The 15,408-nt window shown below is 41.6% G+C and carries 13 protein-coding genes; 1 reads left to right on the forward strand and 12 read right to left on the reverse strand.

Annotated elements, in window-relative coordinates:
* Positions 1–159: 159 nt before the first annotated feature.
* The 6 genes from MHB69_RS13320 to MHB69_RS13345 form a co-directional block, all read right to left on the reverse strand.
* Complete coding sequence (locus tag MHB69_RS13320; RefSeq protein ID WP_342495668.1) at positions 160–1,902, reverse strand: ATP-binding protein; 1,743 nt, start codon at positions 1,900–1,902, stop codon at positions 160–162.
* The gene (locus tag MHB69_RS13325; protein WP_342495669.1) at positions 1,895–2,623 is read right to left on the reverse strand and encodes a response regulator transcription factor; all 729 of its coding nucleotides are present in this window, start codon (positions 2,621–2,623) and stop codon (positions 1,895–1,897) included. The genes MHB69_RS13320 and MHB69_RS13325 overlap by 8 nt, the downstream gene beginning before the upstream one ends.
* Before the next feature lie 185 nt (positions 2,624–2,808).
* Positions 2,809–3,747: a malate dehydrogenase gene (gene mdh, locus MHB69_RS13330; protein ID WP_008356047.1), complete on the reverse strand. Its 939-nt coding sequence runs from the start codon at positions 3,745–3,747 to the stop codon at positions 2,809–2,811.
* 34 nt (positions 3,748–3,781) lie between these two features.
* Entirely contained in the window at positions 3,782–5,053 is a 1,272-nt protein-coding gene (gene icd / locus MHB69_RS13335; RefSeq protein ID WP_024424789.1) for an NADP-dependent isocitrate dehydrogenase, read from the reverse strand.
* A 148-nt stretch (positions 5,054–5,201) separates the two neighbouring features.
* Positions 5,202–6,320, reverse strand: a complete 1,119-nt coding sequence (gene citZ / locus MHB69_RS13340) for a citrate synthase (RefSeq protein WP_024424790.1) — start codon at positions 6,318–6,320, stop codon at positions 5,202–5,204.
* 376 nt (positions 6,321–6,696) lie between these two features.
* A complete protein-coding gene (locus MHB69_RS13345; protein WP_024424791.1) occupies positions 6,697–7,161 on the reverse strand; it encodes a DUF441 domain-containing protein in 465 nt (154 codons plus the stop codon).
* Positions 7,162–7,261: 100 nt separating this feature from the next.
* Between MHB69_RS13345 and ytvI the strand changes: the two genes are divergently transcribed.
* A complete protein-coding gene (gene ytvI / locus MHB69_RS13350; RefSeq protein WP_342495670.1) occupies positions 7,262–8,380 on the forward strand; it encodes a sporulation integral membrane protein YtvI in 1,119 nt (372 codons plus the stop codon).
* A 25-nt stretch (positions 8,381–8,405) separates the two neighbouring features.
* Here the strand turns inward: ytvI and MHB69_RS13355 are convergent, their stop codons facing one another.
* The 6 genes from MHB69_RS13355 to MHB69_RS13380 form a co-directional block, all read right to left on the reverse strand.
* On the reverse strand, positions 8,406–8,795 hold the full coding sequence (locus MHB69_RS13355; protein ID WP_024424793.1) for an FxsA family protein: 390 nt from the start codon (positions 8,793–8,795) through the stop codon (positions 8,406–8,408).
* Positions 8,796–8,894: 99 nt separating this feature from the next.
* The gene (gene pyk, locus MHB69_RS13360; protein WP_024426143.1) at positions 8,895–10,655 is read right to left on the reverse strand and encodes a pyruvate kinase; all 1,761 of its coding nucleotides are present in this window, start codon (positions 10,653–10,655) and stop codon (positions 8,895–8,897) included.
* Between the two features lie 27 nt (positions 10,656–10,682).
* The gene (gene pfkA, locus MHB69_RS13365; protein WP_024424794.1) at positions 10,683–11,642 is read right to left on the reverse strand and encodes a 6-phosphofructokinase; all 960 of its coding nucleotides are present in this window, start codon (positions 11,640–11,642) and stop codon (positions 10,683–10,685) included.
* 342 nt (positions 11,643–11,984) lie between these two features.
* The gene (gene accA / locus MHB69_RS13370) at positions 11,985–12,962 is read right to left on the reverse strand and encodes an acetyl-CoA carboxylase carboxyl transferase subunit alpha (RefSeq protein WP_024424795.1); all 978 of its coding nucleotides are present in this window, start codon (positions 12,960–12,962) and stop codon (positions 11,985–11,987) included.
* Positions 12,947–13,822 carry an acetyl-CoA carboxylase, carboxyltransferase subunit beta gene (accD, locus tag MHB69_RS13375; protein WP_034279640.1) on the reverse strand — a complete coding sequence of 292 codons (876 nt, stop codon included), beginning with the start codon at positions 13,820–13,822 and terminating at the stop codon, positions 12,947–12,949. Before accD ends, accA begins: the two co-directional genes overlap by 16 nt.
* Before the next feature lie 304 nt (positions 13,823–14,126).
* Positions 14,127–15,359: a malic enzyme-like NAD(P)-binding protein gene (locus MHB69_RS13380; RefSeq protein WP_025092260.1), complete on the reverse strand. Its 1,233-nt coding sequence runs from the start codon at positions 15,357–15,359 to the stop codon at positions 14,127–14,129.
* Positions 15,360–15,408 lie beyond the last annotated feature (49 nt).

Genomic DNA, 15,408 nt, shown 5'->3' on the forward strand with positions numbered 1-15,408 from the left:
CCTGCATAAAAAAAGGGACGAAAACAACAAGTGTTTTCGTCCTTACAAAATTGGCTCCTTGGATGAAGGGGTTCCTATTCATCCTACCAATGATTGTTTAACTAAACATGAATCCATTGTAAAGATCATGTAAATTTTAACGCGACTTTCCTTTTTTCCCTATTTTGATTTCAGGCTCACTGTAAAAGTCGTTCCTTTACCTTGTTTGCTATGGACCGAAATCGTCCCTTCATGCGTCTCCACAAGGTGTTTGACGATGGCAAGACCAAGTCCTGTACCGCCTGAATTTCTACTTCTATCTTTATCAATTCGATAAAATCTCTCAAATATTCTTGGAATCTCGCTTTTCTTCATGCCGATTCCTGTATCTGCTACATCAAATTCATAGGCGCCTTTCCGCGGTCTTGCCGAAATGGTGACACTCCCTCCCTCTGGTGTATAGGTAAGGGCATTGTTCACGAGATTGAGGAAGATTTGTTTTAACCTTAGCGGATCTGCCATCACATAGACAGGCTCTTTCGGGATACGCACTTGTAGTTGAATGCCTTTTTCTGCGGCCTTTTGTTTTAAAAGGACTTCAATCTCTTGAATGATTTCTGTCGCATTGGCGTCTTGAATATTCAGTTTGAAATGCTGCTGCTCGATTTTGGAAAGATCGAGTAAATCTTGAATGAGTGTTTCGAGACGGACACTCTCTTTTAGAATGATGGAAAGGAATTGTGTCAGCGCTTCTTTGTCATCAATCGCTCCATCAAGAAGAGTTTCGGAGAATCCTTTAATCGACGTAATCGGTGTCTTTAACTCGTGAGACACATTGGCGACAAAATCTTTTCGCATCTGCTCCAGCTGCTTTGTTTCTGTCACGTCATGAAACACAAGGACTATTCCTTTCCATTCATCGTCTGTACTTAAAATGGGAACACCATCCACCTGGAAGTAGCGCCGTTCAATGTCAACGGCCAGGCGTAAAAACTTCCGCACCTTCGTTTCTGTCATGAAAATTTCGTCAATCAGCTCAATAATTTCTTCATGTGTAAATGCTTCATGATACAGCTTGTGCATGTAAATGTGCTTTTGCACCTTAAACTGCTTGCGGAAAGTTCGATTGACTAGGTTAATATACCCCATCTTATCAATCAAAATAATCCCTGCTCCGATGTTTTCAATGACTGTTTGCAGACGGTCTCGCTGCATCTCCCCAGTGCTTGTCATTTCTTGAAGGCTTTCTGCCAGGCGCTTCATTGATGTATTAAGCTCACTTGTTTCAATGATGAGCTCTTCATAATGATTGGTATCATAGTTCCCTCGTTCCAGCTGTTTGGCTACCTTTGTGGCATAATCTATCGGTTTTACATATTTCATCGACATGCGGTATCCAAAGAAAACGATAATAATAATCGCCGTTCCAAGACAAACGGCTAATGCGAGCCAAAGCTGGCCGTCAATTTCATTTAAAGGCTGGAATGACGCATGGAGAAATAAATAGCCTGCCGATTCATTTTGTTTCAGGATAGGGACTGCGTAATGAAACAGCGCATCCTTTTCATCCTCAATGACGACTCCTTTTGTTTGAAGGCGTTCATTGTTCAGTGTGTTTTGAATGATGCCCCTTTGCTCCGCTTGACCTGTTGTATGTATGATATTCCCCTTCAGGTCCACAATTGACGCATTCATATCGAGATGCTGCTTTGCCTGATTGAGGATCTCCTTGTTTTGCTTCGCCTGCAGATCATCACCATCCATGGAAGAAAGAAGAAAGCTCGATTCATTTTCCATTCGTTCCGTTAATTTAGTTTCATAAAAAACATGGAACATGTGATCCAAAAAAAGGCCAAGTGCAACAAACACAATAAAAAGGAGAAAAATAAGTCCCGAAAACAGGCGGGTTCGAATTTTACTCATTTGGCTTTGGCTCCTCCAATTTGTAGCCTAAGCCGCGAATGGTTTTAATGTATGTTGGTTTTTTCGTATTCTTTTCAATTTTGTCCCGCAAGTGGCTGATATGTACATCCACAATACGAGTGTCACCTGCAAAGTCATAATTCCAAACGGCACTTAGCAGCAGATCACGTGTGAGGACACGTCCTTTATGCTTGGCCAAATAAAGCAGCAGTTCAAATTCCTTCGGCGTAAGCTCTAGGCGTTCTTCTTGGAAGTAGACTTCATAGTGTTCTGGTAAAATGCGCAGTTCACCAATTTTAATTTGGTCTGCAATGACCTCTTCCCTCTCCTCTTGCGCGGGGACAGGCTGAGATTGCTGCGCTCTTCTCAAGATGGCTTTTACCCGAGCACCCACTTCTCTAGGACTGAATGGCTTTGTCATGTAATCATCGGCTCCAAGTTCAAGACCGAGCACCTTATCAAATTCATCGTCCTTTGCTGTCAGCATTAAAATAGGGAACATCATTTTTTGAATTCTCAGTTGTTTGCACACTTCAATACCGTCCATTTTCGGAAGCATTAAATCTAATACAATGAGATCAGGCTGTTCACTTGCTGCTTTTTCAAGCGCTTCTTCCCCATCTCTTGCTGTGACGACATCATAGCCCGCCCTTTCAAGGTTATAGCTTAGAAGTGTTACAATCGATTCTTCATCATCCACAACTAATATTTTTTTATTCATGTTGTGCCTCCAATTAGTGATTTCCCCTGCATCCGTTTTTTTGTATCTTATGTGAAAAGCGAGAAGTCATGCTTTCTCTTTCATTTTAACGAAAGCTTAACAAGAGGACAATTTAAAATTTCGACAAGATTGGTTTTGTAAACAAAAAGAAGGCCCCTCATAAGAGAAGCCTTCTTTTTTTCATATTAAGACAATACTTTCATGACGTTCTTAACAGATTCAACAGAACGGTCAAGCTGACTTCTTTCTTCTTCTGTCAGCTCAAGCTCAATGATCTGCTCAAGGCCGTTTCCACCTACGATTGTTGGTACACCAAGGTAAATGCCTTCGTAGCCATATTCACCTTCAAGGTATGCAATCGTTGGGATCACGCGGCGCTGATCTTTTAGAATCGCCTCAACCATTTCTACTAGTGAAGCAGCAGGTGCATAATAGGCACTACCGTTACCTAATAGGTTTACGATTTCGCCGCCGCCTTTTCTTGTTCTTTCAACAATCGCATCAATACGATCTTTTGGAATCAATGTTTCTAGCGGGATACCGCCTGCGTAAGAGTAACGAACAAGCGGAACCATGTCATCGCCATGTCCACCAAGCACAAAGCCCGTCACATCTTTGACAGATAGGTTTAATTCTTGAGCAACAAACGTACGGAAGCGTGCTGTATCAAGAATGCCCGATTGTCCAATGACTTTTTCTTTTGGTAATCCTGATTCTTTATAAACGGCATATGTCATTGCATCAACAGGGTTTGTTAACACAACAATAATGGCTTCTGGAGAATATTTAACGATTTCGCGTGTCACGCTGCGCATGATTTTTTCATTTGTTGACACGAGATCGTCACGGCTCATTCCCGGCTTTCTTGCAATTCCTGCCGTAATGACCACGACATCAGAACCGGCTGTATCTTCGTAGTTAGAAGTGCCTGTAATGTTCGCATCGAAGCCTTGAACAGGGCTTGCTTCCAGCATATCAAGAGCTTTCCCTTTTGTTGGGTTCTCAAGCTGCGGGATATCAACTAATACGACATCCGCTAATTCTTTTTGAGCCGTTAGAAATGCTGTAGTTGCTCCTGTAAAACCTGCTCCGATGACAGATACTTTTTTACGCTTGTTTGCCATTTCCTTTTTCCCCTTTAACTTTAAAGTTTAAGAATCAAGACAAGTTTTTGATGAGCTCGTCAGCAAACTCAGAACATTTCACTTCTGTTGCGCCATCCATTAATCTAGCAAAATCGTATGTGACGACTTTAGATGCAATTGTTTTTTCAACAGATTGAATCACTAGATCAGCTGCTTCCTGCCAGCCAAGGTGCTCAAGTAAAAGCACGCCTGATAGAAGAACAGAAGATGGATTCACTTTATCAAGACCAGCATATTTTGGTGCTGTTCCGTGAGTCGCTTCAAAAATAGCGTGTCCTGTTTCGTAGTTGATGTTTGCACCTGGTGCGATACCAATTCCACCAACTTGAGCTGCAAGTGCATCAGAGATGTAATCTCCATTTAAGTTCATTGTAGCCACAACATCGAACTCAGCTGGACGAGTTAGGATTTGTTGAAGGAAAATATCTGCAATGCTGTCTTTGACAATGATTTTGCCAGCAGCTTCTGCTTCACTTTGCGCTTTGTTTGCCGCATCTTTTCCATCTTGTTCTACAATACGATCATATTGTGCCCATGTAAAGACTTTGTCGCCAAACTCTTTTTCAGCCACTTCGTAGCCCCAGTTTTTGAAGGCACCTTCTGTAAATTTCATGATGTTTCCTTTGTGAACAAGCGTCACAGATTTACGGCCTTGGTCAATTGCATATTGGATAGCCGCTCTGACAAGACGGGATGTTCCCTCTTCAGAAACTGGCTTGATTCCGATACCTGACGTTTCTGGGAAACGGATTTTATTCACACCTAATTCGTTTTTCAAGAAGTCAATTAATTTCTTCACTTCGTCTGAACCTTTTGCATACTCGATACCAGCATAGATATCTTCTGTGTTCTCTCGGAAGATCACCATATCTGTGTCTTCTGGACGTTTCACAGGAGAAGGTACCCCTTTGAACCAGCGAACAGGACGCAAGCATGTGAATAAATCAAGCTCTTGTCTAAGTGCCACGTTTAATGAACGGATTCCTCCGCCAATTGGTGTTGTTAGTGGCCCTTTAATCGCAATTAAGTATTCGCGAATGTCTTCAAGCGTTTGCTCAGGAAGCCACTCTCCAGTTTTATTGTAAGCTTTCTCACCTGCATATACTTCTTTCCAAGTGATTTGCTTTTCACCTTTATATGCTTTTTCTACAGCTGCTTCAAGTACTCTTGATGCTGCTTTCCAAATGTCAGGACCGATTCCGTCCCCTTCAATAAACGGGATAATTGGATTATTTGGTACATTCAATACGCCGCCAGTAACTGTAATTTTTTCGCCTTGTGACAATGATATTACCTCCCAGGTTATGTAGTGAATATTTGAAACTTCTTGGCTTGATGTCTGCAAACAAAGAAGTTTTTCACGTGATTCGTTTTTTTGTTGATATGGAGGCTGATTGGCCTTTTGAAATCAGCCCCCGCTTATTCTATAAACATTAGTCTCTTTCACTGATCGGAACAAAGGTTTGAAGATCAGGTCCAATGTAGTCAGCTCTTGGACGGATAAGACGGTTGTTGTCATATTGCTCTAGAATGTGAGCAATCCATCCAGAGAATCGGCTGATCACGAAAATTGGTGTAAACAAGTCATGATCAATCCCAAGACTGTGATATACAGATGCAGAATAAAAATCAACATTTGGTGGAAGATTTTTCTCTGATGTCACGATTTCCTCTGCGCGAACAGACATTTCATACCATTTCGGCTCGCCAGTGAGGTTTGTTAAACGCTGGCTCATTTCTTTTAGATGCTTTGCACGCGGGTCACCTTGACGGTATACACGGTGGCCAAAGCCCATAATTTTTTCTTTCTTCTCTAGCTTACCATGAATATAGGAATCTACGTTTTCAACTTCGCCAATTTCTGAAAGCATCTTCATCACGCCTTCATTAGCGCCGCCATGAAGCGGTCCCTTCAGCGCACCGATAGCCGCTGTCACACCAGAGTAGATATCTGATAGTGTAGCAACACATACACGTGCTGTAAATGTCGATGCGTTTAATTCATGATCCGCATGGAGAATAAGTGCCTTATCAATGGCTTCAATTTCTACTGGTGACGGCTCTTCGCCATTTAGCATATACAAGAAGTTTGCAGCATAGCTGTATTCTTCTTTTGGCTGTACAGGCTCAAGCCCTTTGCGGATGCGTGAAAACGCAGCGACTAGTCCAGAAATTTTCGCCTGTAAGCGAATCGCCTTTCTGTAATTCGCTTCTTTGTCCATAATCTCTGATTCGTCATCAAGTAAACCTAGTAAAGATACTGCTGTACGAATCGCAGACATTGGATGAACCCCATCAAGCGAATAAGATTTAAAATGCTCAATGATTTCTTGCGGAATCTGAGCATTTTCATTGAGCTGCTGTTTTAATTCACTCAGCTCCTGCTCATTCGGCAGCTTTAAGTGCCATAACAGGTAGACAATTTCTTCGAATGTAGCTTTTTCAGTTAAATCATCGATATTGTACCCTACATAAGTAAGAGTATCATCAATAATTGAGCTTACGGATGAAGTGGTTGCCACGATACCTTCAAGACCTCTTGTTGCTGTCATGTTCAATCTCCCCTTTTTAAAAAGATTCCCCTTCGTTGCAGAATTCTCACTTTTTGAAAGCGCTATCCAATCCGGATAAGATAGCAGGCTCAGAAAAGAAAATGCTTACATTTACCTATACGGTTAGAGCGCTTTTAGCCTCATATCTCTTGTGTGATCAATGAGTTCAAAATTAAGCCTATTCCCATTATAAACAATAATCAGACATTTGTTAAATGTTTAACTATAATTTTTTTTGATATTTTTTTTTCCAGTCTCCCATATCAGGCATGGAATAAAGGGATTTTGCTTCTTTTAATATATTTAATTATGTTTTTTTGCAAAAGCTCACGCAAGAAAAAATTTAAAAAAGAAAGTGGCAGGAACCACTCTCTTTTCACCCGCTGAAAAATTTCACAGCCTGCATCGCCAAATAAGCAATTCCAGCCCCGATAAGCGGTCCAACTGCCACACCTTTAAATAAGCTGACTGCCAAAATGGTACCGAACACAAGCGCTGCCGTAATATGCGGATCATTTTCGAGTAGCACAATCCCGTTTTTTGCAATTAATGCTACTAATATACCCGCTCCAAGAGCTATCCAAGCATAGGAAGATTTCATCGCTTCTCCAAGCTGCTTAAATCCAATGTCACCTGTTGCAATCGGGACCAGAACTGCAATGGTAATAACGGTGACCCCCCAATTAATGCCTTTAGATTGGAGAACCGGGAAAATTTTTTGATCCAGGCCAATCAGCTTAATCGCGATCAGCACAGAGACTGCTACAATTAACGAATTGTTTTTTGCAATAAGTGCAATAACGAGTAAAAGAACCAAAAACAAATTTGCTTGAGTAAACATACGCCGCTCCTTTCTTTCTTTTTATTGCGACCTTTTCATATTACTAATCTTTTTGAATAAAATGAAGTATCGGACATGCTTGTTTTTTGGAGGGGATTGTGTGAATCACGCCTATGTGGCCATTTTTCTTCGAAGTTTGATGATGATCAGCATTGCTGTTTTTGCGGTTGTCTTTTTATATCAGTCTTTTCCGTTTTTATATCCTTTTTGGATCGCCCTTATCGTGTCTTGTTTAATTCATCCTGCCGTCTGCAAAATCGAAGAGATCACCGGGATGCCAAGAGGATTTGTTGTGGTCATTGTGCTCTTGCTCTTTTTAGTCGCAGCCGCCGGCTTAATGACGCTTTTAGTTGCGGAAATCATTTCAGGAAGTGCTTATTTGGCAAAGGTGCTGCCCCGTCATCTTGATCAAATGATTGGGATTGTAGAGCAATTTTTCACAGACAAGATTCTGCCTTTATATCATGATGTGACGGCCCAATTTAATACGCTTCAAGCAGGTCAAAAGGAATCGATTTTGGGACAAATTCAAGCACTTGGTGATGAAGCGGCCGCAAAAATCGGGTCTTTTCTTTCAAAAACATTCGAGCTTATTCCGGCTTTTTTAGGTCTTTTGCCTGATGCAGCAGCCACACTGTTATTTTCTGCTCTGGCGACTTTTTTTATCACGAAAGATTGGTTTACGTTAAAAACATATGGCTCACGTATCTTTCCCGCAAAATGGATGCAGCATACACGCGCTATTTTATCTGAAATCAAAAAAGCCATTACCGGCTTTATGAAGGCTCAGCTTCTGCTTGTTGCCATGACGATTGGTATTGTATTGATTGGACTCATCATTTTAAAGATCAAGCATGCCTTCGTTATCGCTCTATGTATCGGGCTCGTCGATTTACTTCCATATATCGGGAGCGGCACTGTTTTTCTACCGTGGATCATTTATTCTGCTATGACAGGAAATCTTTCCCTCGCCATTGGACTGGGCATTTTGTATATTGTCGTCCTCATTCAAAGACAAATATCAGAGCCAAAAGTCTTAAGCAAATCCATCGGACTTAATCCTTTAGCAACGCTTGTGGCGCTATTTGTAGGGTTAAAATGGTTTGGTTTTCTAGGACTTGTGATTGGCCCTGCTGCCCTTGTCGTGTGGCAGGCATTCCGTAATGCAGGAGTTTTCAGAGATATTTATGAGTACATTCGGTATGGAATGCAAAAATAAAAGAGACCTTCAGCTGAAGGTCTCTTTAACGAATGATCGTGTAGCGGTTGCGATTAGACATGTTTCTAAGCCAGCGTTCAAAGAGTGGCTTGATTCCCTTTCTCGTCACCGGAATGAGCAGCAAAGCCCCAATGAGATCCGATAAGAAGCCTGGAATGAGCAGCAGCAGACCGCCGATTAGAATACAAAAACCATCGACAATCGCTCCCCCTGGCATCTTGCCATATTGTAAATCTCGCTGCACTTTTTGGAAGGCTTCTATACCTTGTTTTCTTGCAAAATAAGCACCTAAGGCACTTGTCAGCACGATGAGCAGCATGGTTGGCAAAATGCCAATGATTTTACTTGAGATTAAAAATAAACTAATTTCCACCGCAGGGAACAGAATTAATAATAGTAGAAAATATTTCTTCAACCATATCACCTCATGGGGTATCTTTCATCGAAAGCTGTTTACTTTTTTTAGTGTAACATAAAAAAAGAGAGGAGTCAGACAACTCCCCTCTTGGATGATTTAAAGGACGCTCGCACGGCCTTTGTAGATCGCTCCGCGTGCTGGATCTACTGTAATCTCTTCGCCTTCTTTTAATAGTGTCGTTGCGCTGTCAAGACCAACAATCACTGGAATGCCGAGGCTTAGTCCAACAACTGCTGCATGGCTTGTTAAACCGCCTTCTTCTGTGATAAGGGCAGATGCTTTTTCTAAAGCTCCCATCATATCACGATCTGTGCAGTTTGCAACCAGGATCGCACCATCGTACATTTTTTCTTCTGCTTCTTTTCCGCTTTGTGCAATGACAACCGGTCCAAATGCAGATTTACGGCCAATACCTTGACCTTTCGCAATGATGTCACCGACAACATATACTTTCATTAAGTTCGTCGTACCTGTTTCACCAACTGGCACACCTGCTGTAATCACGATTAAATCGCCGTGTCTTACATAGCCTGTTTCAATTGACTTTTCTACTGCATTCTCAAGCATTTCATCAGTAGACGTCGTTTTTGATCCGCTCTTTGCAAATACACCGAATACAAGTGAAAGCTTTCTCGCCACTGATTCGTTTGCAGTAACTGCTACGATTGGTGCTTTTGGTCTATATTTTGAAATCATTCTTGCTGTATGTCCGCTTTCTGTCGGTGTCACAATCGCTGCTACATCAAGCTTCATTGCTGTATGTGCAACAGATTGACCAATCGCGTCTGTAATGCTGACTTCTACTTCTTCGCTTCTGCGAGAAAGAATGGCTTTATAGTTTAGTGCTTCTTCTGAACGTGATGCAATGTTATGCATTGTTTGTACGGCTTCTACTGGATATGTTCCTGCTGCTGTTTCACCAGAAAGCATAATCGCATCTGTGCCATCAAAAATAGCATTTGCCACGTCACTTGCTTCCGCACGGGTAGGACGTGGGTTACGCTGCATGCTGTCCAGCATTTGAGTCGCTGTGATGACAGGCTTGCCTAAACGATTGCATTTTTTGATCAGCATTTTTTGAACAAGCGGTACTTCTTCTGCCGGGATCTCTACACCAAGATCTCCACGCGCAACCATTAAACCGTCAGATACCTCAAGGATCTCGTCGATGTTATCAACACCCTCTTGGTTTTCAATCTTAGGGATGATTTGAATATCAGTCGCATTGTTCTTTTCAAGAAGCTCACGAATTTCAAGAACATCAGAAGCTCGTCTCACAAAAGAAGCTGCGATGAAATCGACGCCTTGTTCAATTCCAAACAGAATATCATTGGCATCCTTTTCTGTAATACCTGGCAGGTTCACACTGACGCCAGGTATGTTGACGCCTTTTTTGTTTTTGAGCGTGCCTGTATTCATGACTTTAGTGACGATTTCTTTGCGGTCCTTGTTAATTTCTTTTACTTCTAAACCAATCAGACCATCATCTAATAGAATCGTTGAACCTACTTCTACATCATGAATTAAATCTTCGTATGTCACACTAATTTTTTCCGTATTTCCAACAATGTCTTCCATACTCACGATAAGATCAGCACCAGCGACTAGCTCAATTGAGCCGTTTTCAACTGTACGTGTACGGATCTCTGGACCTTTTGTATCTAGAAGGATCGCAATGTCCTTGCCTAATGTTTTACCTGCTTTACGTATGTTTTCAATGCGTGCACCATGCTCTTCAAAATCTCCATGGGAGAAGTTGAGTCTGGCTACATTCATTCCTGCTTCAATCAATTCAGTCAGCTTTTCAATGCTTTCACTTGCTGGACCGATTGTACAAACGATTTTTGTCTTTCTCATTACTGTTCCTCCTAAGGTCTTCTCGTTTTATATAGAGAGCTCTTGTGAAAGTCGGTACATATTTTTATCGACTGTATGTTTTTTATCTAAGATTTCTAAAATATCGTGATGAACGAGTTCATTGCTTTGAATGCCTACACAGCGTCCGCCTTGTCCTTCAAGAAGAAGCTCGACTGCATATGCTCCTAAACGGCTTGCCAGCACTCGGTCAAACGCACTCGGAGAACCTCCGCGCTGAATATGTCCTAAGACAGATACACGTGTTTCAAGGCTTGTCTCCTCTTCAATCCGCTTACCAAATTCAACACCGCTGCCTACGCCTTCTGCAACGATGATGATACTATGCTTCTTGCCGCGCTCGTGACCTCTTCTTAACCTAGCAATAATTTCGTCCATGTCATAGTCTGCTTCAGGAATCAAAATAGATTCGGCTCCGCCCGCAAGACCTGACCAAAGGGCAATATCACCAGCATGTCTTCCCATTACTTCCACTACGTATGTACGTTCATGAGATGTGGCTGTATCACGAATTTTATCAATGGCATCAATGACAGTATTCAGTGCTGTATCAAAGCCAATAGTGAAATCAGTACCTGGAATATCGTTGTCAATCGTGCCTGGAACACCTACACATGGAAAACCGAGCTCTGTTAATTTCTTCGCTCCCATAAATGACCCGTCTCCACCAATGACTACAAGTCCTTCAATACCGAATTTTTTTAAGTTTTCAATTCCTTTTTCACGACCTTCAACTGTCTTGAATTCAGGACATCTTGCCGTGTAAAGTTTTGTTCCTCCACGATGAATGATATCGCCTACTGAACCTATTTCGAGTTTCTCAATTTTACCGTTAATTAGACCTGAGTATCCATTATAAATACCGTAAACTTCAACATTATGGTAAATTGCTTTCCTTACAACTGCGCGCACAGCTGCATTCATTCCTGGGGAATCCCCACCGCTTGTTAAAACTCCTATACGCTTCATCTTTTTCACCTCAGAGACCATATATGAATTAAACATACCATTTCCACTGCTTGAAAACAATCATGAGCAAATTTGGATGTTTTCAATACGAATTTCTAAAACCGTACTTATTATACAATTAAATAAACCGTTTTTAAACAAAAGTTAAGAACGTCATGAAAGCAAATCTCTCTGAAACCTATGAAGGGAGGTGCTATAAACCTTATCATATCAAGGTTTTCAGACGTTTCAAATTTTATGAAAACAAAAGAAAATTATTTTCAAATAGCGCTTACATGAAGTCGGTTTTCATGAAAAAAGATGAAAAAAAATAAACGCCAGCCAAAATGGCTGTACGTTTATTTAGTTTACCCCAATATATTGATTTTCAATCGATACTTTCCCGATTGCTTTATATTTTTCATATCTTTGTTCGACTAGTTCTTCAGGTGTTAGTTTGAGCAAAGATGTAAGTGACTGTTTTAATGTTTTTTCCATGTAAGCTGCTTGTTGTTTCACGTCTCGATGTGCTCCACCTTGCACTTCTTTAATAACATCATCTATAATATCTAATTCTTTTAGGTCTGGAGCGGTAATTTTCATTGATTCTGCAGCTTTTTTCGCAAGTGATGAGTCCTTCCAGAGCAGCGCTGCTGCACCTTCAGGTGAAATCACTGAATACGTTGAGTTTTCTAGCATGAATAGGTGGTTTCCTACGCCTAAGCCTAGTGCGCCGCCGCTTCCGCCTTCTCCAATGACAATACAGACAACTGGTACACGAAGTCCTGCCATTTCGAATAGGTTTTTCGCAATTGCTTCACTTTGTCCGCGCTCTTCAGCTGCTTTACCAGGATAAGCTCCTTTTGTATCAATAAAGCAAATGATCGGGCGATTAAATTTATCTGCTTGTTTCATCAAGCGCAGCGCTTTACGATAGCCTTCTGGATGAGGCATTCCGAAATTACGGCGCAAGTTTTCTTTTGTATCTTTACCGCGCTGATGGCCAATAACAGTGACAGGAAGCCCTTTAAACGTGGCAATTCCTCCAACGATCGCTTCATCATCACCATAAAAACGGTCACCGTGACATTCGAAAAAGTTGTCAAACAGCTCTTGAATGTAATCGAGAGTTGTTGGGCGCATCGCATGCCGAGCAATCTGCACTCTGTCCCACGGCTTTAAATTTGTATAAATGTCTGCTTCAAGCTTGCTCAGACGTGTTTCAAGGCGCTCAATTTCTGCACTTAAATCCATTTCTGAGTTTTGTGTGAACTTTTTCAGTTCATCAATTTTCGCTCGAAGTTCAATGACAGGTTTTTCAAATTCTAGTTCTCCAGCCACTCTCGTTCACCTCCTGTGCTGTGTAGTGCTAAGATTCGGCCTAGTGTTTCTTTCATTTCTGCACGATGGATGACAGCATCAAGCTGTCCATGCTTCATTAAAAACTCAGCCGTCTGGAAGTCCTCTGGTAGGTCTTCACGAATCGTTTGTTCAATGATTCTTCGTCCTGCAAAACCAATTAAAGCACCAGGTTCTGCAAAATTGTAATCACCGAGAGACGCAAAACTAGCTGATACACCGCCAGTTGTTGGGTTCGTCATCACAGAGATAATCAAACCTTGATCCTCGCTGAACAGTTTTAATGCTGAACTTGTTTTTGCCATCTGCATGAGACTAAGAATTCCCTCTTGCATTCTCGCTCCGCCAGAAGCAGTAAAGATAATAAATGGCACCTTGTCCGCTTTTGCTTTCTCGATCGCCAGCGTGATCTTTTCACCAACAACGGATCCCATACTGCCCATACGGAACGTGGCATCCATGACAGCAATCACAGCACTTTGGCCTTCAATTTCACCTTTACCTGTGACAATGGCTTCATTCAAAGATGTCTTTTCTCTGTCTTTCTCAAGCTTTTCTTCGTAGCCTGGGAAACCGAGCGGGTTTGCTGAAATGAGGTGCCCGTTAAATTCTTCAAATGTGCCTTCATCTACAAGGCTTTCAATACGCTGTTTTGCATTCATTTGCAAATGTCTGCCGCAATTCATACAAACACGTAAATTTTTATCTAGTTCTTTGGTGAGCATTATTTTTTTACATTGCGGACATTTGGTCATGATGCCTTCAGGCACATCTTGACTTGCCTGTTCAGAGGGTACAGATGCATATTTTTTCTTTTTACTGAAAATATTCTTGATTGACAAATGACTACCTCCCTTTTTGAAGGGTTTTTTCTTTACACGCACATCCACTATTATAGGACATGTCATAACTGTACCGAAACTATTGTACTTTTTTTGTCAAACGCTGTCATCCTTCATTCAATTTTTTCAGTGGGGAATTGATGAGAAATGAGTATGTGTTTGGGGCGCTGAGCAGTTGATATGTTTGAATTGTGAACGTCTACAAAAAAATCTCATTCCGGATGAAAAATTTTTCGCATAAGAGAGGAAATGGTGCACGTTTTTCCTCCAGTTTCAGAAAGAACGTGCACACTTTTCCAGTTGATTATTCGCCGATAATCGTTAATTTTCTTGTTTTTTCAGCGACAGCTTCTGGGTCGACCTTGATTCTTGCAACGCCAGTTTCCATTGCTGCTTTTGCCACCGCTTTTGCTACCGCTGGTGCTACGCGTGCATCAAATGGTGCAGGGATGACATATTCAGCTGACAATTCTTCATCTGAAACAAGAGACGCAATCGCTTCAACAGCTGCGATTTTCATTTCTTCGTTAATGTGAGTCGCACGTACATCTAATGCTCCGCGGAAAATTCCTGGGAATGCCAGTACGTTGTTCACTTGGTTCGGGAAGTCAGAACGGCCAGTTCCTACAACACTTGCACCTGCTGCATGTGCATCTTCTGGCATGATCTCTGGATTTGGATTAGCCATAGCAAAGATGACAGGATCTTTTGCCATTTTTCCAACCATTTCTTTTGTTAAAGCGCCTGCTACAGAAACCCCGATAAAGACGTCTGCACCTTCAATGACTTCTTCTAATGAACCTTCTTTGCGGTCTTGGTTCGTGAATTTAGCTACTTCGTTTTTCACTGCATTCATACCGTTCGGGCGGCCTTCGTAAATAGCACCTTTCGTATCACACATAATGATATCACGTACACCGAAATGATAAAGAAGTTTGATAATTGCAATTCCTGCTGCCCCGGCGCCGTTTGCCACTACTTTGATTGAAGACATGGATTTTCCAGATAGCTTCAGTGCATTCACAAGTCCTGCTACTGTCACAATGGCTGTTCCGTGCTGATCATCGTGGAAAACTGGAATGTTTGTCTCTTTTTTCAAGCGCTCTTCGATGATAAAGCAGTTAGGTGCTGCAATATCTTCAAGGTTCACACCGCCAAAAGTCGGCTCAAGAAGCTTCACTGTTTCAACGATTTTGTCAACATCGTTCGTTGCAAGCGCGATTGGGAAAGCATCCACGCCTGCAAAACTTTTGAATAATACAGCTTTCCCTTCCATTACTGGAAGAGATGCTTCTGCACCAATATTTCCAAGCCCTAAAACAGCGCTTCCGTCTGTGACAACAGCGACCATATTGCCTTTCATTGTATAATCATACACTTTGCTTGTGTCGTCATAAATATCTTTACATGGTTCTGCAACACCAGGTGAATAAGCCAAGCTCAAGTCTTTCGCATTTTTCACTTGTACTTTTGATTTTGATTCGAGTTTGCCTTGATTCTCTTTGTGCATATGTAATGCTTCTTCTCTTAATGACATGTGATGAACACTCCTTCAAGTGGAAAATGATTTAATGATTTGCTAAGTT

Source organism: Bacillus sp. FSL K6-0994 (assembly GCF_038630815.1).
GTDB lineage: Bacteria > Bacillota > Bacilli > Bacillales > Bacillaceae > Bacillus > Bacillus safensis.

Coding starts and splice junctions, on each gene's coding strand:
- MHB69_RS13320 (WP_342495668.1), bottom strand. CDS start 1,902: ATGAGTAAAATTCGAACCCGCCTGTTTTCGGGACTTATTTTTCTCCTT.
- MHB69_RS13325 (WP_342495669.1), bottom strand. CDS start 2,623: ATGAATAAAAAAATATTAGTTGTGGATGATGAAGAATCGATTGTAACA.
- mdh (WP_008356047.1), bottom strand. CDS start 3,747: ATGGCAAACAAGCGTAAAAAAGTATCTGTCATCGGAGCAGGTTTTACA.
- citZ (WP_024424790.1), bottom strand. CDS start 6,320: ATGACAGCAACAAGAGGTCTTGAAGGTATCGTGGCAACCACTTCATCC.
- MHB69_RS13345 (WP_024424791.1), bottom strand. CDS start 7,161: ATGTTTACTCAAGCAAATTTGTTTTTGGTTCTTTTACTCGTTATTGCA.
- pyk (WP_024426143.1), bottom strand. CDS start 10,655: ATGAGAAAGACAAAAATCGTTTGTACAATCGGTCCAGCAAGTGAAAGC.
- pfkA (WP_024424794.1), bottom strand. CDS start 11,642: ATGAAGCGTATAGGAGTTTTAACAAGCGGTGGGGATTCCCCAGGAATG.
- MHB69_RS13380 (WP_025092260.1), bottom strand. CDS start 15,359: ATGTCATTAAGAGAAGAAGCATTACATATGCACAAAGAGAATCAAGGC.